This window comes from Streptomyces sp. NPDC090106, assembly GCF_044747265.1.
Lineage (GTDB): Bacteria > Actinomycetota > Actinomycetes > Streptomycetales > Streptomycetaceae > Streptomyces.
Window position 1 is genome coordinate 249,661 of sequence record NZ_JBIVDS010000005.1, and the last position, 24,866, is coordinate 274,526.

A 24,866-nucleotide genomic window follows, 5' to 3' on the forward strand; every position below is an offset into this window, starting at 1 on the left:
GGCGTCAGGACGTGACCGGGGTCTCCGTGGGGTGTTCCGGCCGGCTGAACGGTTCCGCGGCCCGTGAGCCGGGGGCCACCGTCGCGCGCCACAGCCGGACCGCGGCGATCACCGAGGCGGTCACCAGGAGGCCGTTGCGCAGGACGAGCAGGGTGATGCCGAGGTCGTCGCTGGCGACGACGTTCGCGAAGTAGAGGGGGAACTCCAGCACCGTCACGAAGGTCGCCACCAGGACGAGGACCGCGGGCAGGGTCATCCGGGTGGCCCGGAAGCCGAGGCAGACCGCGGCGAGACCGACCAGCCAGACCATGTACTGAGGGCTGATCACCCGGCTCGTGGTGGTGAACAGCAGGACGGCGACCAGGGCCGCGTCCGCGACCGTGTGCGCCTCGAAGCGGGTCGCCAGCAGACGCCACATCAGCAGCCAGCCGAAGGCGATGCCCGTCAGCGCGAGGGCGGCCGTGCTCACCGTGTCCACCCACGGGCCGAGGAATTCCACCGAGCCGTAGTTCAGCAGGACCTGTCCGTCCCAGCCGTGGTGCCGGGCCACGTGGAAGACCAGGGAGCCCAGCGACTCCACCTCGGTGCCCCGGTCGGCCTGGAAGGTCAGGAACGCGAACGCGCCGGGCATCGTCACCGCGAACACGGCCGCCAGCCCGGCCGCCGTGACCGCCGCCGCCATCCACGTGCTCCGCCTGCGGACCGCCACGAGGAGCAGCACCGGCCACACCTTGAGCATCGCCCCGAACCCCACCAGCACGCCCATCACCCGGGGGTGCCGGACGCCCGCGAGCAGCGCCGCCACGGCCACGGCGGTCACCATCACGTCGTAGCGCGCGTACACGGTCGGTCCGAGCAGCGGGACGCCCACCACCCACACCCAGACGCCGCGCAGCGAACGGTCGGGGCGCATGCCCGCCCACAGGAGCATCGACAGGACCACGAAGTCGGCGACGAACGCCAGCACGAAGAACGCCGTCGTGTAGTCCAGGAAGGCCAGCAGCGCGGGGGAGAGGATCGCGAGCGCCGCGGCGGGCGGGTACTGCCAGGTGACGTCGTCCTGCGGGAAGGTGCCGGTGCGCAGCACCTCGTACCAGCCCTGGTAGATCACCGACACGTCGCTCGTGACGTCCGGGCCCGGGAAGACGAACACCTTCAGGGCGAACAGCAGGAGCAGCAGTCTCGTCAGGCCCCAGGCCACCAGCAGTACCGCCGGAGAGCGCCTCGCACCCGCCATGTTCACCCGAGCCCCTGTTCGCACCGTGTCGCTTGTTTTGAGATGGCCATGATGTCCCGGCGAGCTGTGTGCTTGCCATAAACGTGGCCGTGCCCGGCTGTGAGCGGGCCGTTGGATAGGGTCGGCGGCGATGCACAAGACCCTGATCGTGACCAATGACTTCCCGCCCAGACCGGGGGGCATCCAGGCCTTCCTGCACAACATGGCCCTGCGCCTCGATCCGGAGCGGCTCGTCGTCTACGCCTCCACCTGGAAGCGCAGCCGTGAGGGTATCGAGGCTACGGCCGCCTTCGACGCCGAGCAGCCCTTCACCGTCGTACGGGACCGTACGACCATGCTGCTGCCGACGCCCGCGGCCACCCGTACCGCCGTCGGACTGCTCCGGGAGCACGGCTGCTCCTCGGTGTGGTTCGGGGCGGCGGCGCCCCTCGGGCTGATGGCGCCCGCGCTGCGCAAGGCCGGTGCGCGGCGGCTGGTGGCCACCACCCACGGGCACGAGGCGGGCTGGGCCCAGCTGCCCGGCTCCCGGCAGCTGCTGCGGCGGATCGGCGAGGGCACGGACACGATCACCTATCTCGGCGAGTACACGCGCTCGCGGATCGCCGAGGCGCTGACGCCCGAGGCCGCCGCGCGGATGGTCCAGCTGCCGCCCGGGGTCGACGAGAAGACCTTCCATCCGGCCTCCGGCGGCGCCGAGGTGCGGGCGCGGCTCGGGTTCACCGACCGGCCGGTGATCGTGTGCGTCTCGCGGCTCGTGCCGCGCAAGGGGCAGGACACACTGATCCTGGCGATGCCGCGCATCCTCGCCGAGCAGCCGGACGCCGTCCTGCTGATCGTCGGCGGCGGGCCCTACGAGAAGGATCTGCGCAGGCTCGCGCACGAGACCCGGGTCGCGGACTCCGTCCACTTCACCGGCGCGGTGCCCTGGTCCGCGCTGCCCGCGCACTACGGCGCCGGCGACGTCTTCGCGATGCCGTGCCGGACCCGGCGCGGCGGCCTCGACGTCGAGGGGCTCGGCATCGTCTACCTGGAGGCCTCCGCGACCGGGCTGCCCGTCGTCGCCGGGGACTCCGGCGGCGCCCCGGACGCCGTCCTGGACGGCGAGACCGGCTGGGTCGTGCGGGGCGGCTCCGCGGAGGACGGCGCGGAGCGGATCCTCGCCCTGCTCGGGGACGCCGAGCTGCGGCAGCGGATGGGGGAGCGGGGCCGCGCCTGGGTCGAGGAGAAGTGGCGCTGGGACCTGCTGGCGGAACGGCTGCGGGAACTCCTCTAGGGCTCATGTGACGGACGGCGGTGCGGTCCCCCGGTGGGGGCCCGCACCGCCGTCGTACGTCAACGATCCTGCCCGGCCGCCTACTTCTGGTAGATCGCCTCGATCTCGTCCGCGTAGTCCTTCGCCACCACGTTCCGCTTGAGCTTCAGGGACGGGGTCAGATGCCCCGACTCCTCGCTGAACTGGGCGGACAGGACGCGGAACTTGCGGACGGACTCCGCCTTGGAGACCGCCGCGTTGCCGTCGTCGATCGCGCTCTGGATCGCGGCGAGCAGATCGGCGTCCTCGCGCAGCGACACCGCGGTGGAGCCCGCAGGCTTGCCGTGGTCGGCGGCCCAGCGGCCGAGGAACTCCTCGTCGATGGTGACGAGCGCGCCGACGAAGGGCCGTCCGTCGCCGACGACCATGCACTCGGCTACCAGCGCGTGCGCGCGGATGCGGTCCTCGATCACCGCCGGGGCGACGTTCTTGCCGCCCGCGGTGACGATGATCTCCTTCTTGCGGCCGGTGATCCGCAGATAGCCGTCCTCGTCGAGGGTGCCGATGTCACCGGTGTGGAACCAGCCGTCGGCCAGCGCCTCGGCGCTCGCGGCGGGGTTGTTCCAGTAGCCCGTGAACAGGTGCTCGCCGTGCAGCAGGACCTCGCCGTCGTCGGCGATGCGGATGACCGAGCCGGGCAGCGGCTGGCCGACCGTGCCGATCTTCTGCCGGTCCCAGGGGTTGAAGGCGGTGGCCGCGCAGGACTCGGTCAGGCCGTAGCCCTCCAGGACCGAGAAGCCGATGCCGCGGAAGAAGTGGCCGAGGCGCTCGCCGAGCGGGGCGCCGCCGGAGATCGCGTACTCGCCCTTGCCGCCGAGGACCGCGCGCAGCTTGCTGTAGACGAGCTTGTCGAACGTCTTGTGCTTGATCTTCAGGCCCAGCGACGGGCCCGAGGGGGTGTCCAGCGCCTTGCTGTACGCGATCGCGGTGTCGGCGGCCTTGTCGAAGATCTTGCCCTTGCCGTCCGCCTGGGCCTTGGCGCGCGCCGAGTTGTACACCTTCTCGAAGACGCGCGGCACGCCGAGGATCAGCGTCGGCCGGAAGGACGCCAGCTCGTCCGTGAGGTGCTTGATGTCCGGGACCAGGCCCAGCTTGATCGGCGCCATCATCGGGGCGATCTGCACCAGGCGGCCGAAGACGTGCGCGAGCGGCAGGAACAGCAGGACCGAGCACTCGCCGGTGCGGAACAGGGGGCGCAGCCGCTCGACGATGTTGCCGCACTCCGCGAAGAAGCTGCGGTGGGTGAGCACACAGCCCTTGGGGCGGCCCGTGGTGCCCGAGGTGTAGACGATCGTCGCGGGGTCGTCGGCCTTCGCCTGCGAGCTGCGCTCCTCGACGGCCGCGTCGCCGATGTCCGAGCCGAGCCGGCGCAGCTCGTCCAGGCCCCCGGCCTCGATCTGCCAGACGTGCTTGAGGGCGGGCAGCTGCTCGCGCACCGACTCGACCGCGGCGGTGTGGCCGTCCAGCTCGGTGACGATCGCGGTCGCGCCGGAGTCGGAGAGGATCCACTGGACCTGCTCGGGCGAGCTGGTCTCGTACACCGGCACGGTGACCGCGCCCGCGCTCCAGATCGCGAAGTCGAGCAGCGTCCACTCGTAGCGGGTCCGGGACATCAGGGCGACCCGGTCGCCGGGCTGGACGCCCGAGGCGATGAGCCCCTTGGCCGCCGCGTGCACCTCCGCCAGGAAGACCGTGGCGGTCACGTCCTGCCAGGCGCCGTTCACCTTGCGGGCGATGACGGCGACGTCGGGATGCTGCGCGGCGTTTCTCCGGACGATGTCGGTCAGATTTCCGTCCGCGGGGACCTCGTACAAAGCCGGAAGGCTGAACTCGCGCAAGACTGCTGCTCCTCATAGGGCGCCGGCGCCACGACGTTGTGCGATGCGACGGTGCGGTCCAAGGCTCGGGCAGGTGCTCCGGACTTCACTTGTTGAAATCCTGAGCACGACTGGACTGCCCGGACGTTACCCGCCGGTATGGGCTCTACGACAGGGGGTCCCGGCGAGATGTTCGCTGCGTCACACAGATGGGGCTTTCTGAGCGCACAGTAGTCGAGGCGTTTGATGACTGGCCAGTAACCGCAGGCCCGGCCGCCACTGTTCACGTATGCCGCACAGGCCTACCCTTGATCGTCATGGCACCCACACCGCCCGGTAACCGCACCACGCGCGTCCATGTGGTCAGCGATGTGCACGGCAACGCCCGTGACCTCGCCCGAGCCGGTGAGGGCGCCGACGCGCTGATCTGTCTGGGCGACCTCGTCCTCTTCCTCGACTACGCCGACCACTCGCGCGGCATCTTCCCCGACCTGTTCGGGGCCGAGAACGCCGGCCGCATCGTGGAACTGCGCACCGCCCGCCGCTTCGAGGAGGCCCGCGCCTTCGGCGCCGAACTGTGGGCAGGAATCGGGACGGACCGGGCGATCGCCATCGAAACGGCCGTACGCAAGCAATACGCCGAGTTGTTCGCCGCCTTCCCGACACCGACGTACGCCACCTACGGAAACGTCGACATGCCGTCCCTGTGGCCCGAGTACGCCGGACCCGGCACGACCGTCCTGGACGGCGAACGCGTCGAGATCGGCGGCCGGACCTTCGGCTTCGTCGGCGGCGGCCTGCGCACCCCCATGCGCACGCCCTACGAGATCGGCGACGAGGAGTACGCCGCCAAGATCGAGGCCGTCGGCGAGGTCGACGTGCTGTGCACGCACATCCCGCCGGAGGTGCCGGAACTGGTCTACGACACCGTCGCGCGCCGCTTCGAACGCGGCAGCCGGGCGCTGCTGGACGCCATCCGCCGCACCCGCCCCCGCTACGCGCTGTTCGGCCACGTCCACCAGCCGCTGGCGCCCAGGATGCGGATCGGCGCGACCGAGTGCGTCAACGTGGGCCACTTCGCGGGCAGCGGACGGCCGTGGGCCCTGACGTGGTGAGTGGGCGGTGACGTCGCGCGTCCACGTGCGCGGTAGCCTTCACGCTGCACACACGTGCGCAGGACCAGCAGTATCCCCTTGTGAGCAGACCTGCCCTACCGGCCCGCATCTGGAGGAGCCACGGCGATGGCGGAACACACCAGCTCGAGCATCACGATCGAGGCGGCACCGGCCGACGTCATGGCGGTGATCGCCGACTTCGCCCGCTACCCGGACTGGACCGGCGAGGTCAAGCAGGCGGAGGTCCTCGCCACGGACGCCTCCGGCCGGGCCGAGCAGGTCAGGCTCGTCATGGACGCCGGAGCCATCAAGGACGACCAGGTCCTCGGCTACACCTGGACCGGCGAGAACGAGGTCTCCTGGACCCTGGTGAAGTCCCAGATGCTCCGCCAGCTCGACGGCTCCTACCTGCTCAAGGCGACCGGCGCGGGCGCCACCGAGGTCACCTACGTGCTGACCGTCGACGTCAAGATCCCCATGCTCGGCATGATCAAGCGCAAGGCCGAGAAGGTCATCATCGACCGCGCGCTCGCCGGTCTGAAGAAGCGCGTGGAGTCCGGCGCGAAGTAGCGCCCCCGCACGTCCGGTTACCGTTCATCCCATGCGCACCCTCCTGATCACCGGTCCCGGTGGCGGCGGCCGGACGACCGCCGCCGCCGCCACCGCGCTCGCCGCCGCGCGGTCGGGGGTCCGGACCCTCGTCCTGAGCGCCGACCGCACGGACACCCTGGGCGCCGTCCTCGGCACCCCCACCGGACCCGTGCCCGTGCAGGCCGCCGAGGGGCTCACCGCCTGGCGGCCCGACGCCGCCGCCGGCTTCCGCGACGACCTCGCCGGCTTCCAGGAGCGCGCCTCCTCCGTCCTCGACCTCCTCGGCGCCTCCCGCCTGGACCCCGAGGAGGTCACCCCACTGCCCGGCGCGGAGGAACTGACCCTCCTGCGGGCCCTGCGCGACGCCGCCCTCTCCGACCGGCACGACCTGCTCGTCGTCGACCTGCCGCCCGTGCCGCAGGCCCTCGCCCTGCTCTCCCTGCCCGAGGAGCTCCGCCGCTACCTGCGCCGTCTGCTGCCGCCGGAACGCCAGGCCGCCCGCGCGCTGCGCCCCGTCCTCGGCCGCCTCGCCGGGATCCCGATGCCGTCGGAGTGGCTGTACGAGACCGCCGCGCGCTGGGACCTGGAGCTCGCCGCCGTCGAGGCCGTCGTCGCCGACCCGGCCACCGTCGTACGGCTGGTCGCCGAGCCCGGGCCGGCCGGCGCCGACGCGGTCCGCGGGGCCGTGCTCGGGCTGGCCCTGCACGGACTGCGCGCCGACCGGGTCCTCGCCGCGCGCGTCCTGCCCGACAGCGCCGCCGACAGCTGGCTCGCCGGCCCCGTCGCCCAGCAGCGCAAGACGCTGGAGGAGTGGCGCGAGACGTACGAGGTGAGCGAGGTCGCCCACCTCGGCCGGGACCCCCGCGGCGGCGAGGACCTGGCCGCGCTGGGCGTCCCCGGGGCGCCCACGGGACCGTCCCGCGTCGACTGGCCCGTCGAGGACCGGCTCGCGGACGACGGCGTCCTCGTCTGGCACATCCCGCTGCCCGGCGCGATACGCGACGAGCTCGACCTCGTGCGGCGCGGCGACGAACTCGTCCTCACCGTGGGGGCGTTCCGGCGGATCGTGCCGCTGCCGAGCGCGCTGCGCCGGTGCACGGTCGCCGGAGCGGCGCTGCGCGAGTCGGAGCTGCGCGTGCGCTTCGCGCCGGACCCCGATCTGTGGCCGCGCACCCGGTGAACCCGGTACGCCCGTTCGGGTAACGTCGTAGGGACGAACCGTAGTCAGGAGTCCGTCATGAGCGAAGAGCTCCCCCCGTCACAGGCCGGCTCCGGGGACGAGGCCGCGTCTCGGGCCGGCTCCCGCGACGAGGCCGCCGACGAGGTACGGGCCACCGACGCCGACGCCTGGTCGACGGCGTGCGCCGAGGACCTCGCCGAGGAGAAGGCCCGCCGCCGCGCCGCCTACGGCCAGCCGCCCGGCTCGGCCGCCGAGGAACTGCGCAAACTCGTCGACGCCGTCGGCGACAAGCTGTCCTCGCTCCAGTCCCCGCTCCTCGGAGCGATCGCCGGGCCCGCCGCCCAGCAGGTGGTGCAGCAGGTCGTCCAGCAGGCCAAGGCCGCCGTCGAGCCCGTCATCGAACGCAACCCGGACGTCTTCGACCACCTCGCCGCCGCCGGGACCGAACTCCTCGCCGCCTACCGCTCCGCGGTCACCGCCCAGGAACAGCGCTGGACCCGGAAGGACACGCCCTCCGAGGACCGGGGCGAGGACCCCGGCCCCTCCGAGCGCATCGACCTGGACTAGAGCGCCCCTCAGGTACGGTGGGCCGTAGCGGGGCTCGACCGAAACTGAGGGATTCATGGGACTCACCATCGGCGTCGACATCGGCGGCACGAAGATCGCGGCCGGCGTGGTCGATGAGGAAGGCAACATCCTCTCGACCCACAAGGTGCCGACCCCGGGTACGCCCGAGGGCATCGTGGACGCCATCGCTTCCGCCGTGGAGGGCGCTCGTGCCGGGCACGAGATCGTCGGCGTGGGCATCGGCGCGGCCGGATACGTCAACCGGCAGCGCTCCGAGGTCTACTTCGCGCCCAACATCGACTGGCGCAACGAGCCGCTGAAGGAGAAGGTCGAGGCCAGGGTCGGACTCCCCGTCGTCGTCGAGAACGACGCCAACGCGGCGGCCTGGGGCGAGTACAAGTTCGGCGCGGGCAAGGGCCACCGCAACGTCATCTGCATCACGCTCGGCACCGGCCTCGGCGGCGGCATCATCATCGGCAACAAGCTGCGCCGCGGCCACTTCGGCGTCGCCGCCGAGTTCGGCCACATCCGCATGGTCCCGGACGGGCTGCTGTGCGGCTGCGGTTCGCAGGGCTGCTGGGAGCAGTACGCCTCCGGGCGCGCGCTCGTCCGGTACGCCAAGCAGCGCGCCAACGCGACCCCCGAGAACGCGGAGATCCTCCTCGGCCTCGGCGACGGCAGCCCCGAGGGCATCGAGGGCAAGCACATCTCCATGGCCGCCCGCCAGGGCGACCCGGTCGCCGTCGACTCCTACCGCGAGCTCGCCCGCTGGGCCGGCGCCGGTCTCGCCGACCTCGCCTCCCTCTTCGACCCCTCCGCGTTCATCGTCGGCGGCGGCCTCTCGGACGAGGGCGAACTGGTTCTCGACCCGATCCGCAAGTCCTACAAGCGCTGGCTCGTCGGCGGCAACTGGCGTCCGGTGGCGGATGTGATCGCCGCCCGGCTGGGCAACAAGGCGGGTCTGGTGGGCGCGGCGGACCTCGCGCGCGAGCCCGACCCGATCATGTAGTTCCCTCCGTACGGTGATGCCCGCCGCGTCCGGTCCCGGGACGGCGGGCATCGTCGTATCTTGACCCGCATGCAGCTTCCCGACTCCCGTACGGAACCGGACGGCTCCGCGGTCATCAGGGTCCTCGGCTACAACATCCGCTCGATGCGGGACGACACCGCCGCGCTGGCCAGGGTCGTCAGGGCCTGCGCCCCGGACCTCGTCCTCGTCCAGGAGGCGCCCCGGTTCTTCCGCTGGCGCAAGAAACTCGCCCGGCTCGCGGCGGCCTCACAGATGGTGGTCCTCTCCGGCGGCGCGACCGCGGCGGGCCCGGCCCTGCTCTGCTCCCTGCGGGCCACCGTCGAACGCACAGAGGACGTCCTCCTGCCGCTCACCCCCGGTCAGCACCGGCGCGGCTTCGCCACCGCCGTCGTGACCATCGCCGGTGTCCGCCTCGGCGTCCTGAGCTGTCACCTCGGCCTCCAGAAGGACGAGCGCCACGAGCAGGCCGGCATGCTCCTGGACCGGCTCGCGGGGATGGGCGTCGACCACGCCGTTGCCGGCGGCGACCTCAACGAAGGTCCCGGCGGCCGTACCTTCACCCGGCTCTCGGAGACCCTCCAGGACTGCTGGGCCACCGCGCCCTGGGGCGGCGAGCACACCTGGACCCGCTCCGGTCCGCCGCGCCGCATCGACGCGCTGTTCGCCACCAAGGGCATCGAGGTGCTCGGCTGCGGGGTGCCCATCGGGCAGCCGGGCGTGACGGAGGCGGATCTGCGGGCGGCCACGGACCATCTGCCGGTCCTGGCCGCCCTCAGGGTTCCGCCCGCCTGACGTCCCCTCCGGGCCCGACGGCCGCCCCGGGCCCGACGGCTAGACGACCGCCCTGGGCCCGACGGCTAGACGACCGCCCCGCGCCCGGGGTCGCCGTCGTCCTCGTCGTCCGTGCGCATCCGCACGACCAGCGTGGCGAAGCCGCCCAGGAAGCCGCCGATGCCGACGGTGGTGAGCCACCAGGTCATCTCCCAGCCCAGCAGTATCGCCAGCAGGAGCAGCAGCGGGCCGCCGATCACCGCCAGCCAGGCGAACTTGGCGGTGGTGTCGGCCTCCGGCAGGGGCGGCGGCTCCGGCGGCACGAAGTGGCCCTCGTCGTCCTCGTCGAAGTCCTCCTCGACGGGGTCGGGCGCCGTGTAGTCGCGGGGGCCGAGCCCGGGCGCGAAGGAGACCGAGCTGCCGAGCGGCTTGGCCGGGGCGGGCTTCGCCTCCGGTTCCTTCGGCTCGGCCTCCGGCTCCTTCGGCTTCTCGTCGTTGGTCTCCGGCTCCAGCAGCGCCAGGTCCTCCACCGACTTGAACGGCTTGGAGCCCGGCGGGTCCGGCGGCTCGTCTCCGTACCCGGCGACGATCGCCTCCCAGGCGGCCGTCTCGTCGAACGGGACGTGCTGCTCGTCCGGTTCGCGGTCCTCACGGTCCGCGTCGTGCTGCTCAGCCACGTACGGCCGTCCCTTCTTTCCCGGGGCTTTCGCCGGTGCCGGTGCCGGCGCCGAGCCGGTCGATGAACGCGAGGCTCTCGTCGAAGATCCGCTCCGCGTCATGGTCCAACGTCGCGACGTGGTAGCTCTGTTCCAGCACGATCTCTGTTACGTCCGTGGACGACACTCGGCTCAGCACGCGCGCGGAGTCGGCCGCCGGCACCACGTGGTCCTCGACGCTGCGCAGCACCAGCAGCGGCTGGGTGACCTGGGGCAGCTCGCCGTCGACCAGGCGGAAGAACGCGCGCAGGGAGTGCGCGCTGTGCAGCGGCACCCGGTCGTACCCGACCTCCTCGGCGCCCTCCTTGGCGATGTCGCTGGCGATGCCGGGGGCCGTGGGGACGAGGTGACGGGCCACCGGAAGGGCGTACTGCGCCAGGCCGTGCATCCGGTTCGCCGGGTTGACGACGACCACGCCGGAGATCGCCGGGCCGTGCTTGGCGGCGAGCCGCAGGGCGAGGGTGCCGCCCATCGACAGACCGGCCACGAACACCTGGGAGCAGCGCTCGGTCAGGGCCCGCAGTTCGCGGTCCACCTCGGCGTACCAGTCCTGCCAGCCGGTGAGCCGCATGTCCTGCCAGCGGGTGCCGTGCCCGGGCAGCAGCGGCAGGGACACGGTCAGGCCGCGCTCGGCGAGGTGCCGGGCCCAGGGGCGCAGCGACTGCGGGGAACCGGTGAAGCCGTGGCAGAGGAGGACGCCGGTCTCGCCGCCCTCGTGGCGGTACGGCTCGGCTCCAGGAAGGACCGGCACCTCGGTCTCCTGTTCATGGGGTCGGTTGCAGGAACTTCACCGTACGCGACCGCACTGACACCGACCAGGGTCGTCGGGCTCTTTGGCGGCGCTCCGGGTTAAGGTCTGACCGACAGACACAGGAGGCACTCGGTTGTTGTACGGCGCGATGAAGGTCGCTATCGGGGGACCGTTGAAGGTCACCTTCAGGCCCTGGGTGGAAGGCCTGGAGAACATTCCCGACGAGGGCCCCGCGATCCTGGCGAGCAACCACCTCTCCTTCTCGGACTCGTTCTTCCTGCCCGCGGTCCTCACCCGCAAGGTCACGTTCATTGCCAAGGCGGAGTACTTCACCACGCCCGGGGTCAAGGGACGGCTGACGGCCGCCTTCTTCAAGGGCGTCGGCCAGCTCCCCGTGGACCGCTCGGGGGCGCGCGGCGCGGGTGAGGCGGCCATCAAGAGCGGCATCGACGTGCTGGCGCGCGGGGAACTGTTCGGGATCTACCCGGAGGGCACGCGCTCGCCCGACGGCCGCCTGTACCGGGGCAAGCCCGGCGGCCTCGCGCGCGTGGCGCTCGCCAGCGGCGCCCCGGTCATCCCGGTCGCCATGATCGACACGGAGAAGATCCAGCCGCCGGGGCAGGTGATGCCCAAGCTGATGCGGCCCGGCATCCGGATCGGTGAGCCCATGGACTTCTCCCGGTACCAGGGCATGGAGCACGACCGTTTCGTGCTGCGGGCCGTGACCGACGAGGTCATGTACGAGATCATGAAGCTCTCCGGCCAGGAGTACGTGGACGTCTACGCGACCGCCGCCAAGCGGCAGCTCGCGGAGGCGGCGAAGGCCGAGAAGGAAGCGGAGAAGGCGGCCAGGGCCGCCCTCGCCCAGGCGGAGAAGGACCAGGTCGAGAAGGACCAGGTCGAGAAGGACCGGGCCCAGAAGGACCAGGCCTAGAAGGACCGGGCACAGAACCGGGCGCAGGGGGACCGGGCCCGGACAGGAGCCCGGAGAAGAGAAGAGCGGTAGGGGGCGGGGCGTGTCCAAGCGGGAGCGCGTCATGCGCATGTCGGTCGAGCAGCCGCTGTGGCGTGCGCTCACCGGCTACCGGGTGCTGACCATGCTGTACGCGGTCGGCCTGTTCGTCAGCGTCTACGACGACTACGACCGTCCGGGCGCCGCGATCGTCTACTACGTCGTGCTGTGCGGATGGACGCTCGTCACGCTGCCCCGCGTCCAGAGCGCGGCGGCGTGCGCCAGGTGGTTCCTGGCCGTGGACCTCTCCATCGCCCTCGCGGGCATCGTCCTGACGCCGCTGGTGGTCACCCAGGGGCACATCGACCGGGGCGGGCCCACGCTGCCGTCGATATGGACCGCGGGGTCGGTCCTCGCCTTCGCCATCAAGGGCGGCTGGCGCTGGGCGGCGTTCGCCTCGACGCCGGTCGCCGTCGCCAACCTGATCGAGCGCGGGCACCCGGCCCGGGACACCGTCCACAACGTCGTCCTCGTCTGGGTCGCCTCCATCGCGATCGGCTATGTCGTCGAGGTGGCCCGCGCCTCCGAGCGCACCCTCGCGCGCGCCCTGGAGATCGAGGCGGCGACGCGGGAGCGGGAGCGGCTGGCCCGGGACATCCACGACAGCGTGCTCCAGGTGCTGGCCATGGTGCAGCGGCGCGGCGCGGTCATCGGCGGCGAGGCGGCCGAGCTGGGCCGGATGGCCGGCGAGCAGGAGGTGGCGCTGCGCACCCTGGTCTCCGGCGGGCTGACCCCCGTGGCGCGCGGGCCGGTCGGGCGCGGCGCGCGGGAGCCGGACGCGGGGCCCGCCGACGCGGACGGGCCGGTGGACCTGCGGGCCCATCTCGCCGGGTACGCGGCCTCCGACGTGAACCTCGCCGATCCCGGCGCCCCGGTGGAGATGGCGCCCGAGGCGGCGCGGGAGCTGGCCGCGGCCGTGGGGGCCGCGCTGGACAATGTGCGCAGGCACGCGGGGGAGCACGCGCGCGCGTGGATCCTCGTCGAGGACGAGCCCGACGAGGTGATCGTGACCGTCCGGGACGACGGGCCCGGCATCCCCGAGGGCCGGCTGGCCCAGGCCGAGGGGGAGGGGCGGCTCGGAGTCGCCCTGTCGATCCGGGGGCGGCTGCGGGAACTCGGCGGCAGCGCCGATCTGATCTCGGTGCCCGGACAGGGCACGGAGGTCGAGCTGAAGGTGCCGAAGACGGCACCGGCGCGTGGGAAGGCGGGACAGTGACAGGGACACGGGGCGAGGCGGGGCGGCGATGAGCGGGCAGCAGGACACGATCAGGGTGATGGTGGTCGACGACCACCCGATGTGGCGCGACGCGGTCGCCCGGGACCTCGCGGAGTCCGGGTTCGACGTGGTCGCCACCGCGGGCGACGGCGAGCAGGCGGTGCGCCGGGCCAAGGCCGCCGCACCCGACGTGCTCGTCCTGGACCTGAACCTGCCGGCCAAGCCCGGGGTGCAGGTGTGCAAGGAACTCGTCGGCCACAACCCGGCGTTGCGGGTGCTCGTGCTGTCGGCGAGCGGCGAGCACGCGGACGTCCTGGAGGCGGTGAAGTCCGGGGCGACCGGCTATCTGCTGAAGTCGGCGTCCACGGAGGAGCTGCTGGACGCGGTGCGCCGTACCGCCGTCGGGGACCCGGTGTTCACGCCCGGCCTCGCCGGTCTCGTCCTCGGCGAGTACCGGCGTCTGGCCTCCGACCCGGCGCCCGCCTCCGACCCCGACCGGCCCAAGGCGCCGCAGCTCACCGACCGGGAGACCGAGGTGCTGCGGCTGGTCGCCAAGGGGCTGAGCTACAAGCAGATCGCCGAGCGGCTGGTCATCTCCCACCGCACGGTCCAGAACCACGTCCAGAACACCCTCGGCAAGCTGCAACTGCACAACCGGGTGGAACTGGTCCGGTACGCCATAGAGCGCGGACTCGACGACGAGTGACCCGTGCCCGGCGACACCTGACGTGGAGCGCAACGGGGCGCTGATCCAACGGAATTGCCCTTCCCGCCCATCCCTCTGTGACCTGGATCACCATTAGCGTGGCTGTCACAAGAAACTGCGGCGAAGGGATTTTTCCATGCGCGTAGGAGTACTGACCGGAGGTGGCGACTGCCCCGGGCTCAACGCCGTCATCCGGGGCATCGTCCGCAAGGGTGTGCAGGAGTACGGATACGACTTCGTCGGCTTCCGGGACGGCTGGCGCGGACCCCTCGAAGGCGACACCCTCACGCTCGACATCCCCGCCGTGCGCGGCATCCTGCCCCGCGGCGGCACCATCCTCGGCTCCTCGCGCACCAATCCGCTCAAGCAGGAGAACGGCATCCGCCGGATCAAGGAGAACCTCGCCGCCCTGGAGGTCGAGGCGCTCATCGCGATCGGCGGCGAGGACACCCTCGGCGTCGCCGCCCGGCTCACCGACGAGTACGGCGTCCCCGTCGTCGGCGTCCCCAAGACCATCGACAACGACCTCTCCGCCACCGACTACACCTTCGGCTTCGACACCGCCGTCGGCATCGCCACCGAGGCCATCGACCGCCTGCACACCACCGCCGAGTCCCATATGCGCGTCCTGGTCTGCGAGGTGATGGGCCGCCACGCCGGATGGATCGCGATCCACTCCGGGCTCGCCGGCGGCGCCAACGTCATCCTCATCCCCGAACAGCGCTTCGACGTCGACCAGGTGTGCGCCTGGATCACCTCCCGCTTCAAGGCGTCCTACGCCCCGATCGTCGTCGTCGCCGAGGGCGCCATGCCGAAGGACGGCGACATGGTCCTCAAGGACGGCTCGCTCGACTCCTTCGGCCACGTCCGCCTCTCCGGCGTCGGCGAATGGCTCGGCAAGGAGATCGAGAAGCGCACCGGCAAAGAGGCCCGCACCACCGTCCTCGGGCACATCCAGCGCGGCGGGACCCCGAGCGCCTTCGACCGCTGGCTCGCCACCCGCTTCGGACTCCACGCCATCGAGGCCGTCCGCGACGGCGACTTCGGCCGGATGGTCGCCCTGCGCGGCACCGACATCGTCCGGGTGCCGATCTCCGAGGCGACGGCCCGGCTGAAGACCGTCGACCCCGCGCTGTACGCGGAGGTCGGCGTGTTCTTCGGCTGAGCACCTCTCCCACCAGCGCGAGTTGCCCCGCGGCCCCTGACGCCGTCACGGTTGCCGTGACAGCGTCAGGCAGGTCACGGGGGAGGCCGGATGGTCGCGTGGTGGAGCGGACGGGAACTGCGGGCCCTCCTCGACCGGGACGGCGACGTCCTCGCCGCCGTCTGGCCCGCGTTCCGGGACGGCACCCCGCCGCCCCGGCCGACGGCCGGCCAACTGCGCGCGATCGCCGCCCTGCTGAGAGCCTCCGCGCAGGGCGCCCGGGCGGGCGACGGCGAACTCGGACCCGAGGCGGCGGTCACCGTCCTCGCCGTCGCCCGGGGCCATCGCGCGAACCCCGCGTCCACCCCCGCCGGACTGCGCCCCCTGATCGACCCGGGGGCGCCGCTCGACGCCGCCGACGTCAACGCGACGGCCCGGATGTCCGTCCGCTTCCTCGAACTGGCCCGGGACGAGAGCACCCCGCACCACCTGCGCCGCTGGTGCGTGGACGCCGCCCTGGTCTGCGGCACCCGCTGTCTGCACGGATCGGCCCCGGGCGATCCGCGCCTGCCCCGGCTGCTCGCGTTCGTCTCCGGCGTCGCGGAACTGCGGTTCCAGGATGGCGCGGATCCCGCCGACGAGGAGACCGCGATCACCCACGCCCGCGCGTCCTACGAGCGGCGCGCCCCGGGCGAACCGGCCGCCGACCGTGCCGTGGAGTTCGCCCGGCTGCTCGCGAGACGCTGCGCCCGGCAGCGGGACGCCTCCCCCATGGCGGACGTGCCCGCCCTCGTCCGCGCCGCCCTCGGCGGACTCGACCCCGGTGGCGTGCCGTGGCTCGCCCACGCCATGAAGGCCATCGGTGCCTTCGTCACCGCCACCGTCCACGAGCCGAAGGACGTCGCCCTCCTCGACGAGGCGCTGGACCTCCAGCGCGCCGCCTTCCGCAACCCGCACTTCGCGGCCCGCCGCGAGGCGACCGAACCGGTCTTCGCGGGCCTGCTCGCCCAGCGCTTCGCCCGCCGCCGCGACCTCGACGTCCTGGAGGAGACCGTCGGGGTCTACGAGCGGCTCCACGCCGCCCGCCCGGCCCGGTACGCCGCCGACCTCGGCCGCCACCTCCAGTACCGCTACCAGCTGCGCGGCGACCCCGCGGACCGGCGCCGCGCCCTGGACCTCATGGGGGAGGGGCTGACGGGGCCGGACACCTCCTTCGAGGCGGTCGGCTCGTACGGCATCGCCGCGGTGCACGAGTTCCGCGAGACCGGCGACGCCGGGGTGATCGTCCGCGCCCTGGACGTCGTGACCCCGCTGGTCGCCCCGGGCGGCCCGCACGCCGACGCCTCCCCGGCCCTGCGCGGTCTCGCCCTGCTGAGGCTGGCCCGCGCCGAGCACGGGGACACGCCCGACTTCGGCCCCGCCGAGGAGGCCGCCCGCCGCGCCCTGGGCCTCGCCGGCTCCGCCGTCGACCGCGCCCAGTCGCTGTCCACGCTCGCCACCGTGCTGGTCCACCGCTACCGGTTCGGCCACGACCTGGCCCTGCTGGACGAGGCCGTCGACGGCTGCCGCCGGGCCTTCGCCGAACTCTCCGACGCGCATGTGGACCCCGAGGACCTGATGGGTCTGCGCGGCAGCCTCGTCATGGCCCTCGCCGAGCGGCACACCCGCACCGGGCACCTCGCCGCCCTGCGCGAGGCCGTCGACCTGGCCGAGGACATGGTCGAGGGCATGCCCAAGTTCGAGGCCGAGACCCCTGTCGTCCTCGGCAACGTGACCACCCTGATGATCGAGTACGCCCGCCGCACCAGGGACCGGGCCGAACTGGGCCGGGCCCGGCGGCTGGTGCAGCGCGCCCTCGCCGGCCTGAGCCCCGACCACCACGGACGGCACCATCTGGAGTCCGCGCACGGCAGCCTCCTGCTCGCCCGCGTCACCCTGCCCGACGCCGACATCGAGGTCGCCGAGAACGCCGTCCGCCACTTCGAGACGGCCCTCGCCGACCCGCCCTCCGACGCGCTGCGCCACGCGGGCCTGTACGGCAACCTGGCGCACGCCCTGCGCGAGCGGCACCGGCGGGCCGGTGACCGCGAGGACCTCGACATCGCGCTCGCCGCCGCCCTCAAGTGCCTGCGCCTGATGCCGTCCGGGCACCCGCTGCGCGGCGGCGCGCTCGGCGCCCTGTCCTGGGTCCTCGTGGACATCGCCGCGGCGGACGGCGGCCACGACGCCGTCCGCGACCGGGCCCTCGCCGTCAACGCCGAACTCGCCGCCGACCCGGCCATGCCGCCCGGCGTCCGGGTCGCCGCCTCGGTCCGGCTGGCGGAGGTGGCGCACGCCGTCGGGGAGGGCGACCGGGCGGTGGCCGCGATGCGGGACGCGATGGACACGCTGCCCCTGGTGGTGTGGCGCGGCGGCGACCGCTCCGACCACGAGCACACACTCGGCGACACCGACCTGGGGCCGTTCGCCGCGCGGGTCGCGCTGGCCGCCGGGCGGCCGGCCGACGCCCTGGAACTGCTGGAGGCCGGGCGCGGTGTCCTCGCCGCCCAGGCCCTCGAACTGCGCACCGACGCCGAGGACCTGGCCGTGGCCCACCCCGCGCTCGCCGCCCGTTTCGGCGAGGTGCGCCAGGCCCTGGAACGCGCCGCCGACGACCTGTCCGTGCCCGGCGCCGACCGCCGCCACCGGCTGGCCCGCGAGTGGCAGGACATCCTCCGCGCCGTCCGGGACCGCGAGGGCTTCGCGGACTTCCTGCGCCCGCCCGCCGCCGGGAAGCTGACCTCGGCGGGCGACCGCGGCCCCGTCGCCGTCCTCACCGTCGGCAAGGAGGGCACCGGCCACGCCCTGCTCCTCGACGGCACCGGCGTCCGCGTCCGCGAGCTGCCCGCGCTGACCCACGCCGAGGCCCGGGAGCGCGGCGAGGCGCTGTTCGAGGCGGTCGCCGCGGCCGGCCGCTCCGGGCTGGCCCGCGCCTTCGCCGAGCGGGCCGTCGCCGACCTCCTCGACTGGCTGTGGACGGCGGTCGCCGAACCCGTCCTCGACGCCCTCGGCCTCACCGGCCCGCCCCCGCCCGGCCGGGAGCCGCCCCGGCTGTGGTGGTGCCCGACCGGCCCGCTGACCTTCCTGCCCCTGCACGCGGCGGGCGCCGTGCCGGACCGGGTCGTCTCCTCCTTTACGCCGAGCCTCGCCGCGCTCCTGCGGGCCAGGGAACGCGCGGGGACCGGGCGGCGCGACCCGCTGATCGTCGCCGTCCCCGAGACGCCCGGCCAGGCCCCGCTGCCGCAGGCCCTGCGCGAGGCCGAGGCGGCACGCCGCGCGGTGGGCGGCACCCTGCTGCACGGGGACGCCGCCCGCGCCGGCGCCGTACGGGCCGCGCTCGCCGTCCACCCCTGGGTCCACTTCGCCTGCCACGGCGTCCAGGAACCCGAACAGCCTTCCCAGGGAAGGCTGTTGCTGCCCGACGGCGCCCTGAGCGTGCTCGACGTGACCCGGCTCCACCTGCCCGACGCCGAGTTCGCCTACCTCTCGGCCTGCGAGACCGCCGTCGGCGGAACCCGCCTCCCCGACGAGGCCCTGCACCTGGCCGGATCGCTCCAACTCGCCGGTTTCTCCCAGGTGATCGGCACCCTGTGGCGCGTCGACGACACCTGCGCGGCGGACATCGCCGAGCAGGTGTACGGCGAACTCGCCGCGGCCGGACCCGGCGCGCCGCCCGCCGCGCTCGCCCTGCACCACGCCGTGCGGCGGCTGCGCGCACTCCACCCGGACCGGCCGCTGAGCTGGGCGGCGCATGTGCATTCCGGGGCGTGAGAGGCGGCGACGGCCCTACGATCGGTCCCGTGGAAGCAGCCGACAGTGATCTGCAAGCCGAGTTCTGCCGGGAGTTGGCGGCTCTGCGCCTGATGAGCCGCGGCCCCCTGCGCGCCTCCCTGGAGCAGGCCGTGCGACGGCTGCGCGAGGGCGCGGACTTCGCCGCGGTCCTCGCGTCGCTCGACGTCAGCGTCACCGGACCGCTCCAGGCCCGCCACGCCCCGACCCAGGTCGCCGCTCCCGGACCGCCCGTCACCGGCCTCTACCTGTGCCCGATCGGCGCGTGCCGGCGCACCGAGCGGCGTCACGCCGGCGAGGGCCCGCCGGAGTGCCTGGTCCACGAACGGGTGCTGACCTTCGTACCGGACGCGTGAGGGTCCGGCCGTGACCGGGGTCCTCGCCGAGCTGGGGCGCAGGCTCGCCGAGCGCTGGTTCACCCTGCTCGTCCTGCCCGGCCTCGTCTATCTGCTGGTCGCGGGTGCCGCGTTCCGGCTCGGCCAGAGCGGCTGGCACGACGGGCACGCCCTGTGGGACGGCTTCACCGCGCTCGCCGAGGGCGGCCCCGGCCGCGAGGAGGGCCCGGCCGCCCGGGCGGTGCTGCTGATCCTGGCCGCCGTACCGGCGTCGGCCGCGCTCGGCGTCCTCGCCCAGGCGCTCGCGGGTCCCGTCGAACGGGCTCTGTCCGGGCCCTGGCCCCGCCCGTTCGCCACGCTCTCCGCCCGGCTGACCGCCCGCCGCGCCGGGGCCTGGCGCTCCGCGGACACCGCGTACGAGGAGGGGCTGGCCGGAGCCGGTGACTCCCGGGAGGCCGCCGCCGCGCACGCCGCGCGCCGCAACGCCGTCGCCCTGATCCCGCCCGAGCACCCCACCTGGCTCGGCGACCGGCTGCGCGCCCCCGCGGTCCGCCTCGGCACCGAGTACGGCATCGACCTCGCCACCGTCTGGCCCCGCCTGTGGCTGCTGCTGCCCACGGCCACCCGCGACACCCTCACCGGCGCCCGCGCCCGGCTCGACGCCGCGTTCACCCTCGGCGGCTGGGCGCTGCTGTACCTGCCGCTCGCCGTGGTGTGGTGGCCCGCCCTGGCGGTCGCCGCCGTCGCCGCGGCCGTGTCCCGGCACCGGGCCGCCCTGGCCGCCGAGGCCTACGCCGAGCTGGTCGAGTCGGCCGTCGACCTGCACCTCGACCGGCTGCACACCCGGCTCGCCGAACCCCGTCCGTCGCCCGGCCAGGGCCGGGCCCTGACCGAGCGGCTGCGCAGAGGTCTGTGAGCGCCGGCGGACGTATATTCGGCCATACCCCACCAGAACGGGAGCAGTTGTGGAGATCCTCGCCTTCGGCGTGCAGGCGGACGAGAAGCCGCTGATCGAGCGGGCCTTCCGGGGCCACCACGAGGTCCGCTGTCTGGACGTCTTCCTCAACGAGGACACCGCCCCCATCGCGACGGGCTACGAGACCGTCTCCACCAGCGTCAACGCCGACCTCGGCGCCCGCGTGCTGGAGATCCTCGCGGCGGGCGGCACCCGGATGATCGCCCAGCGCTCCACCGGGTTCAACAACATCGACCTCAAGGTCGCCGAGCGGCTCGGCCTGACCGTCGCCCGCGTGTCGTACTACTCGCCGTACTCGGTCGCCGAGTTCGCCTGGACGCTCGCCATGGCGGTCAACCGGCGCATCGTGCGCGCCTCGACCCGCACCCGCGACTTCGACTTCCGCCTCGACGGGCTGATGGGCCGCGACCTGCACGGCCGCACCGCGGGCGTCCTCGGCACCGGCAAGATCGGCGAGGCGTTCACCCGGATCGCCCACGGCTTCGGCATGCGTCTGCTCGGCTGGGACGTCGCCGAGAACCCGGCCTGCCGGGAACTCGGCATGCGGTACGTGTCCAAGGAGGAGCTCCTCGCCGAGTCGGACCTGATCTCCCTGCACGTCCCCCTCATGCCGGAGACCAGGCACCTCATCGACTCCACCGCCCTCAAGACGGTCAAGGACGACGCGATCCTCGTGAACTCCAGCCGCGGCGGCCTGATCGACACCGCGGCCCTCGTCACCGAACTGCGCGCCGGCCGCTTCGCGGGCGTCGGCCTCGACGTGTACGAGGCGGAGGCGGGCCTGTTCTTCCACGACAAGTCCCTGGAGGCCGTCGAGGACGACACCCTGGCCCGCCTCGTCACCTTCCCCAACGTCCTGGTCACCTCCCACCAGGCGTACTACACCGAGGACGCCGTCGGGCAGATCGTCGACGCCACGGTGAAGAACGTCCTCGACTACAAGGCGGGCCGCCGCTCGGAGAACGTGCTCGTGCCGCGCAGCTGACCCACCAGCTCCCGCACGATCCCGGCGCCGTTCAGGGACAGCACCGACTCCGGATGGAACTGGACCCCGGCGAACCCGGGGCCGCGCAGCGCGTGCACCTCGCCCGAGGCGCTCCGGCTGACCTCGACGCCGTGCGCGGCCAGCTCGGCGGCGGTCTCGTCGTCGCAGCTCGCCACATAGCTGTTGTAGAAGCCGACGGTCTCGGCCCGCCCGAACAGGTCGACCGTCGTCTGCGCCCCCTGGTACGGCACCTCCTTGCGGACGATGTCCAGGCCCAGCTCCGCCGCGATCAGCTCGTGCCCCAGGCAGACGCCGAGCACGCCGTGCCGGTGCCCGCGCAGGACCCGGGCGGCCAGGTCGCGCAGGAAGCGCATCTTCGGGTCGGTCAGGTCGCCGGGGTCGCCCGGACCGGGGCCCAGCACGACGGGGCCCTCATGGGCGAGGGCGGCCTCCCGCAGCCCCGGCTCGTCGTACCGCCGTACCGTCACCCGAAGACCGGCGGACCTCAGGACGTGCGCGAGCATCGCCGTGAAGGTGTCCTCGCCGTCGACGACCAGGGCGTGCCCGTCGAGCTCCCCGGTCCGGTCCTGCATCCGCAGCCAGAACGGGGCGAGGGACGCCCGGCGCCCGTCCAGCGCCGCCCGCACCCGCGGGTCGTCGGACAGCCGGGGCCCGGTCCCCTCCGCCCGCGGGCGGGACGGCCGCACGCCGAGGGCGGCCAGCACCCCGGCCGCCTTGGCGTGGGTCTCCGCGACCTCGCCCGCCGGGTCCGAGCCACGCACCAGGGTGGCGCCGACCGGGACGCGCAGCCGCCCGTCGGCGCCGATGTCGGCGGTGCGGATCAGGATGGGGGAGTCGAGGGTCTGCGCCCCGCCCGCGTCCCGGCCCAGCAGCGCCAGTGCGCCCCCGTAGTAGCCGCGCCCGCCGGCCTCGTGCCGTTCGATCACCCGGCAGGCGTTCTGGACCGGAGAGCCGGTGACGGTCGCCGCGAACATGGTCTCGCGCAGCACCTCCCGGGCGTCCAGCGAGGACCGGCCGCGCAACTCGTACTCGGTGTGCGCGAGATGGGCCATCTCCTTGAGCCGGGGCCCGATCACCACACCGCCCATGTCGCCGACCGTGCACATCATCTTGAGCTCCTCGTCGACGACCATCGACAGCTCCTCGATCTCCTTGCCGTCGGCGAGGAAACCGAGCAGATGGTCGGGGGTGGGGCCCTCGGCGGGGTAGCGGTAGGTGCCGCTGATCGGGTTCATCACGACCGTGCCGCCCGACATGCGCACATGGACCTCGGGGCTCGCGCCGACCAGGGTCCGCTCCCCGGTGTGGACGACGAACGTCCAGTACGCGCCGCGCTCGCCCTCCAGCAGCCGCCGGAACAGACTCAGCGCGTCCGCCCGGCCGAACCCCTCGATCTCCCCCTCGTAGGTCCGCCGGATCACGAAGTTCGCGCCCTCGCCGCCGCCGATCTCCTCCCGCAGCACCCGGCCGACGATCCCCGCGTACTCGTCGTCGTCGACGTCGAAGCCGCTCCGCCCGACCCGCACGTCATGGGCGGGCAGCTGGGCCAGGGCCTCCTCCAGGGACAGGGTGTGCGTCTCCTGCGGGGTCAGGACCAGCAGCGGGGTGCCGTCGTCCCGCACGTCGAAGCCGCGCTCGCGGATCTGGCGGAACGGGATCAGGGCGAGGCCCTCGTCGGGGAGTGCGGCGAGCGCGTCGCGGGAGGAGACCGGACCGACGAGCACCTCCACGGTGTTCTCGTCGTGCCCGGGCGTGCGGCGGCGCAGCAGCGCGAACGGGCGGGGATCGTCGAGCAGGTCGAGCAGGCGCATGGGTCTCGGTTCCTTGTCGTCGTGGAGAGGAGCCGGACCCCGGAAACGCCGAAGGCCGCCCCTCGGGCGGCCTTCGCGAAGTCGTGCGTACGCGCAGTCAGTGGGCCGCCGGATGAGCGGTCCACCACCAGTTCTGGGTCGAGTGCGCGAACATGCGAGGCACCCTACCCCATGCGCACCTGAGCGGGAGTGTGTCTCACCTGTCGAGCCGTGCGAAAACGACGCGACACGACCCCGTAATGTTGAGGTCGTGACCGTGAACGCTAAGACCGGCCAGAGCGCCGGCAACACCTGGCGAGACCTGCCCGCGGCGCAGCAGCCCGAGTACCCCGACACCGAGGCTCTGCGCGCAGTCGTTGCGGAGCTGGAGTCGTATCCGCCGCTCGTCTTCGCGGGCGAGTGCGATCAGCTGCGCGCCCGGTTGGCGGCCGTCGCCAAGGGAGAGGCGTTCCTCCTCCAGGGCGGCGACTGCGCCGAGGCCTTCGACGCCGTGTCCGCCGACCACATCCGCAACAAGCTCAAGACCCTGCTCCAGATGGGCGCCGTGCTGACGTACGCCGCCTCGGTGCCGGTCGTGAAGGTCGGCCGGATCGCCGGTCAGTACTCCAAGCCGCGCTCCAAGGGCACCGAGACCCGCGACGGCGTGACCCTGCCGACCTACCGCGGCGACTCCGTCAACGGCTTCGCCTTCGACGAGAAGTCCCGGATCCCGGACCCCGAGCGCCTGAAGCGGATGTACAACGCCTCCGCCTCCACGCTCAACCTGGTGCGCGCCTTCACCACCGGCGGCTACGCCGACCTGCGCCAGGTGCACGCCTGGAACCAGGACTTCGTGAAGTCCTCCCCGTCCGGGCAGCGCTACGAGCAGCTCGCGCGGGAGATCGACAACGCGCTGAACTTCATGCGCGCCTGCGGCACCGACCCGGCCGAGTTCCAGACGGTCGAGTTCTACGCCTCCCACGAGGCGCTGCTGCTCGACTACGAGTCGGCGCTGACCCGCGTCGACTCGCGCACCGGGCACCTGTACGACGTCTCCGGGCACATGGTGTGGATCGGTGAGCGCACCCGGCAGCTGGACGGCGCGCACATCGAGTTCGCCTCGAAGATCCGCAACCCGATCGGCATCAAGCTCGGCCCGACGACGACGGCCGAGGACGCGCTCCAGTACATCGAGCGTCTCGACCCGGACCGGGAGCCGGGCCGTCTCACCTTCATCGTGCGCATGGGCGCGGACAAGGTCCGCGACAAGCTGCCCGAGCTGGTCGAGAAGGTCACCGCCTCCGGTGCGACGGTGGCCTGGGTGACCGACCCGATGCACGGCAACACCTTCGAGGCGGCCTCCGGCCACAAGACCCGCCGCTTCGACGACGTGCTCGACGAGGTCAAGGGCTTCTTCGAGGTCCACAAGGCGCTGGGCACCCACCCGGGCGGCATCCACGTGGAGCTGACCGGCGACGACGTCACCGAGTGCGTCGGCGGCGGCGACGAGATCTTCGTCGACGACCTGCACCAGCGCTACGAGACGGCCTGCGACCCGCGGCTCAACCGCAGCCAGTCGCTCGACCTGGCGTTCCTCGTCGCCGAGATGTACAGGGACCAGTGACGGCGGCACCTGTTACCGGCATATGAGTGGGGGGGGGGGGGGCGCCCCCCCCCCCCCCCCCCCCCCCAAGGGCCGGCCGCCCGGGGCGGGCGGGTAGGGGTGGAAGCACGCCCAAAAACGCACGCGCCCCCCAACCTGACCA

General features: G+C 73.2%; 22 protein-coding genes. 16 read left to right on the forward strand and 6 right to left on the reverse strand.

Features of this window, described 5'->3' with window-relative positions:
* Positions 1 to 4 precede the first annotated feature (4 nt).
* Positions 5 to 1,237 (reverse strand): glycosyltransferase 87 family protein, encoded by a 1,233-nt coding sequence (locus tag ACIPSE_RS18160; RefSeq protein ID WP_401663629.1) that lies wholly within the window; start codon positions 1,235 to 1,237, stop codon positions 5 to 7.
* 130 nt (positions 1,238 to 1,367) lie between these two features.
* Between ACIPSE_RS18160 and ACIPSE_RS18165 the strand changes: the two genes are divergently transcribed.
* Positions 1,368 to 2,510 (forward strand): glycosyltransferase family 4 protein, encoded by a 1,143-nt coding sequence (locus tag ACIPSE_RS18165; protein WP_401663632.1) that lies wholly within the window; start codon positions 1,368 to 1,370, stop codon positions 2,508 to 2,510.
* 80 nt (positions 2,511 to 2,590) lie between these two features.
* On the opposite strand, the gene ACIPSE_RS18170 is transcribed toward ACIPSE_RS18165, so the two are convergent.
* On the reverse strand, positions 2,591 to 4,387 hold the full coding sequence (locus ACIPSE_RS18170; protein WP_401663634.1) for an AMP-dependent synthetase/ligase: 1,797 nt from the start codon (positions 4,385 to 4,387) through the stop codon (positions 2,591 to 2,593).
* A 296-nt stretch (positions 4,388 to 4,683) separates the two neighbouring features.
* Between ACIPSE_RS18170 and ACIPSE_RS18175 the strand changes: the two genes are divergently transcribed.
* The 6 genes from ACIPSE_RS18175 to ACIPSE_RS18200 all read left to right on the forward strand — a co-directional run bounded on the left by ACIPSE_RS18175 (position 4,684) and on the right by ACIPSE_RS18200 (position 9,641).
* Positions 4,684 to 5,481 (forward strand): metallophosphoesterase, encoded by a 798-nt coding sequence (locus ACIPSE_RS18175; RefSeq protein WP_401663637.1) that lies wholly within the window; start codon positions 4,684 to 4,686, stop codon positions 5,479 to 5,481.
* 126 nt (positions 5,482 to 5,607) lie between these two features.
* A complete protein-coding gene (locus ACIPSE_RS18180) occupies positions 5,608 to 6,051 on the forward strand; it encodes an SRPBCC family protein (protein ID WP_401663639.1) in 444 nt (147 codons plus the stop codon).
* Between the two features lie 31 nt (positions 6,052 to 6,082).
* On the forward strand, positions 6,083 to 7,252 hold the full coding sequence (locus ACIPSE_RS18185) for an ArsA family ATPase (RefSeq protein ID WP_401663641.1): 1,170 nt from the start codon (positions 6,083 to 6,085) through the stop codon (positions 7,250 to 7,252).
* A gap of 57 nt (positions 7,253 to 7,309) precedes the next feature.
* The gene (locus tag ACIPSE_RS18190) at positions 7,310 to 7,819 is read left to right on the forward strand and encodes a DUF5304 domain-containing protein (RefSeq protein ID WP_401663644.1); all 510 of its coding nucleotides are present in this window, start codon (positions 7,310 to 7,312) and stop codon (positions 7,817 to 7,819) included.
* Positions 7,820 to 7,874: 55 nt separating this feature from the next.
* Entirely contained in the window at positions 7,875 to 8,828 is a 954-nt protein-coding gene (locus ACIPSE_RS18195) for an ROK family glucokinase (RefSeq protein ID WP_401663646.1), read from the forward strand.
* A gap of 69 nt (positions 8,829 to 8,897) precedes the next feature.
* Positions 8,898 to 9,641, forward strand: a complete 744-nt coding sequence (locus ACIPSE_RS18200) for an endonuclease/exonuclease/phosphatase family protein (protein ID WP_401663648.1) — start codon at positions 8,898 to 8,900, stop codon at positions 9,639 to 9,641.
* A 65-nt stretch (positions 9,642 to 9,706) separates the two neighbouring features.
* On the opposite strand, the gene ACIPSE_RS18205 is transcribed toward ACIPSE_RS18200, so the two are convergent.
* Both ACIPSE_RS18205 and ACIPSE_RS18210 read right to left on the reverse strand, forming a co-directional pair.
* The gene (locus tag ACIPSE_RS18205) at positions 9,707 to 10,297 is read right to left on the reverse strand and encodes a hypothetical protein (protein WP_401663650.1); all 591 of its coding nucleotides are present in this window, start codon (positions 10,295 to 10,297) and stop codon (positions 9,707 to 9,709) included.
* Positions 10,290 to 11,087 carry an alpha/beta hydrolase gene (locus ACIPSE_RS18210; protein ID WP_401663653.1) on the reverse strand — a complete coding sequence of 266 codons (798 nt, stop codon included), beginning with the start codon at positions 11,085 to 11,087 and terminating at the stop codon, positions 10,290 to 10,292. Before ACIPSE_RS18210 ends, ACIPSE_RS18205 begins: the two co-directional genes overlap by 8 nt.
* A 148-nt stretch (positions 11,088 to 11,235) precedes the next feature.
* On the opposite strand from ACIPSE_RS18210, the gene ACIPSE_RS18215 reads away from it, so the two are divergent.
* The 8 genes from ACIPSE_RS18215 (at position 11,236) to ACIPSE_RS18250 (ending at position 21,289) form a co-directional block, all read left to right on the forward strand.
* A complete protein-coding gene (locus ACIPSE_RS18215) occupies positions 11,236 to 12,021 on the forward strand; it encodes a lysophospholipid acyltransferase family protein (RefSeq protein ID WP_401663656.1) in 786 nt (261 codons plus the stop codon).
* Between the two features lie 82 nt (positions 12,022 to 12,103).
* On the forward strand, positions 12,104 to 13,315 hold the full coding sequence (macS, locus tag ACIPSE_RS18220) for a MacS family sensor histidine kinase (protein WP_401663658.1): 1,212 nt from the start codon (positions 12,104 to 12,106) through the stop codon (positions 13,313 to 13,315).
* 28 nt (positions 13,316 to 13,343) lie between these two features.
* Positions 13,344 to 14,021, forward strand: a complete 678-nt coding sequence (locus tag ACIPSE_RS18225; protein ID WP_401663660.1) for a response regulator — start codon at positions 13,344 to 13,346, stop codon at positions 14,019 to 14,021.
* A 136-nt stretch (positions 14,022 to 14,157) separates the two neighbouring features.
* Complete coding sequence (locus ACIPSE_RS18230; RefSeq protein ID WP_401663662.1) at positions 14,158 to 15,186, forward strand: 6-phosphofructokinase; 1,029 nt, start codon at positions 14,158 to 14,160, stop codon at positions 15,184 to 15,186.
* Positions 15,187 to 15,276: 90 nt separating this feature from the next.
* On the forward strand, positions 15,277 to 18,975 hold the full coding sequence (locus tag ACIPSE_RS18235) for a CHAT domain-containing protein (RefSeq protein WP_401663665.1): 3,699 nt from the start codon (positions 15,277 to 15,279) through the stop codon (positions 18,973 to 18,975).
* A gap of 29 nt (positions 18,976 to 19,004) precedes the next feature.
* The gene (locus ACIPSE_RS18240; RefSeq protein WP_401663667.1) at positions 19,005 to 19,349 is read left to right on the forward strand and encodes a hypothetical protein; all 345 of its coding nucleotides are present in this window, start codon (positions 19,005 to 19,007) and stop codon (positions 19,347 to 19,349) included.
* Positions 19,350 to 19,359: 10 nt separating this feature from the next.
* Positions 19,360 to 20,244: a hypothetical protein gene (locus tag ACIPSE_RS18245; RefSeq protein WP_401663669.1), complete on the forward strand. Its 885-nt coding sequence runs from the start codon at positions 19,360 to 19,362 to the stop codon at positions 20,242 to 20,244.
* Positions 20,245 to 20,293: 49 nt separating this feature from the next.
* Entirely contained in the window at positions 20,294 to 21,289 is a 996-nt protein-coding gene (locus ACIPSE_RS18250) for a 2-hydroxyacid dehydrogenase (protein ID WP_401663671.1), read from the forward strand.
* Here ACIPSE_RS18250 and ACIPSE_RS18255 read toward each other — a convergent pair.
* Positions 21,241 to 23,121 carry an anthranilate synthase family protein gene (locus ACIPSE_RS18255; RefSeq protein WP_401663673.1) on the reverse strand — a complete coding sequence of 627 codons (1,881 nt, stop codon included), beginning with the start codon at positions 23,119 to 23,121 and terminating at the stop codon, positions 21,241 to 21,243. The genes ACIPSE_RS18250 and ACIPSE_RS18255 overlap by 49 nt on opposite strands.
* A 97-nt stretch (positions 23,122 to 23,218) precedes the next feature.
* The gene (locus ACIPSE_RS18260) at positions 23,219 to 23,275 is read right to left on the reverse strand and encodes a trp operon leader peptide (RefSeq protein WP_071528813.1); all 57 of its coding nucleotides are present in this window, start codon (positions 23,273 to 23,275) and stop codon (positions 23,219 to 23,221) included.
* 96 nt (positions 23,276 to 23,371) lie between these two features.
* Between ACIPSE_RS18260 and ACIPSE_RS18265 the strand changes: the two genes are divergently transcribed.
* The gene (locus ACIPSE_RS18265) at positions 23,372 to 24,724 is read left to right on the forward strand and encodes a class II 3-deoxy-7-phosphoheptulonate synthase (RefSeq protein WP_401663675.1); all 1,353 of its coding nucleotides are present in this window, start codon (positions 23,372 to 23,374) and stop codon (positions 24,722 to 24,724) included.
* Positions 24,725 to 24,866 lie beyond the last annotated feature (142 nt).

Excerpts from the sequence above, each read along its gene's own strand:
- ACIPSE_RS18165 (WP_401663632.1), top strand. The coding sequence starts at position 1,368 with ATGCACAAGACCCTGATCGTGACCAATGACTTCCCGCCCAGACCGGGG.
- ACIPSE_RS18230 (WP_401663662.1), top strand. The coding sequence starts at position 14,158 with ATGCGCGTAGGAGTACTGACCGGAGGTGGCGACTGCCCCGGGCTCAAC.
- ACIPSE_RS18255 (WP_401663673.1), bottom strand. The coding sequence starts at position 23,121 with ATGCGCCTGCTCGACCTGCTCGACGATCCCCGCCCGTTCGCGCTGCTG.
- ACIPSE_RS18190 (WP_401663644.1), top strand. The coding sequence starts at position 7,310 with ATGAGCGAAGAGCTCCCCCCGTCACAGGCCGGCTCCGGGGACGAGGCC.
- ACIPSE_RS18160 (WP_401663629.1), bottom strand. The coding sequence starts at position 1,237 with ATGGCGGGTGCGAGGCGCTCTCCGGCGGTACTGCTGGTGGCCTGGGGC.
- ACIPSE_RS18195 (WP_401663646.1), top strand. The coding sequence starts at position 7,875 with ATGGGACTCACCATCGGCGTCGACATCGGCGGCACGAAGATCGCGGCC.
- ACIPSE_RS18235 (WP_401663665.1), top strand. The coding sequence starts at position 15,277 with ATGGTCGCGTGGTGGAGCGGACGGGAACTGCGGGCCCTCCTCGACCGG.
- ACIPSE_RS18185 (WP_401663641.1), top strand. The coding sequence starts at position 6,083 with ATGCGCACCCTCCTGATCACCGGTCCCGGTGGCGGCGGCCGGACGACC.
- ACIPSE_RS18225 (WP_401663660.1), top strand. The coding sequence starts at position 13,344 with ATGAGCGGGCAGCAGGACACGATCAGGGTGATGGTGGTCGACGACCAC.
- ACIPSE_RS18175 (WP_401663637.1), top strand. The coding sequence starts at position 4,684 with ATGGCACCCACACCGCCCGGTAACCGCACCACGCGCGTCCATGTGGTC.
- ACIPSE_RS18180 (WP_401663639.1), top strand. The coding sequence starts at position 5,608 with ATGGCGGAACACACCAGCTCGAGCATCACGATCGAGGCGGCACCGGCC.
- ACIPSE_RS18200 (WP_401663648.1), top strand. The coding sequence starts at position 8,898 with ATGCAGCTTCCCGACTCCCGTACGGAACCGGACGGCTCCGCGGTCATC.
- ACIPSE_RS18215 (WP_401663656.1), top strand. The coding sequence starts at position 11,236 with ATGAAGGTCGCTATCGGGGGACCGTTGAAGGTCACCTTCAGGCCCTGG.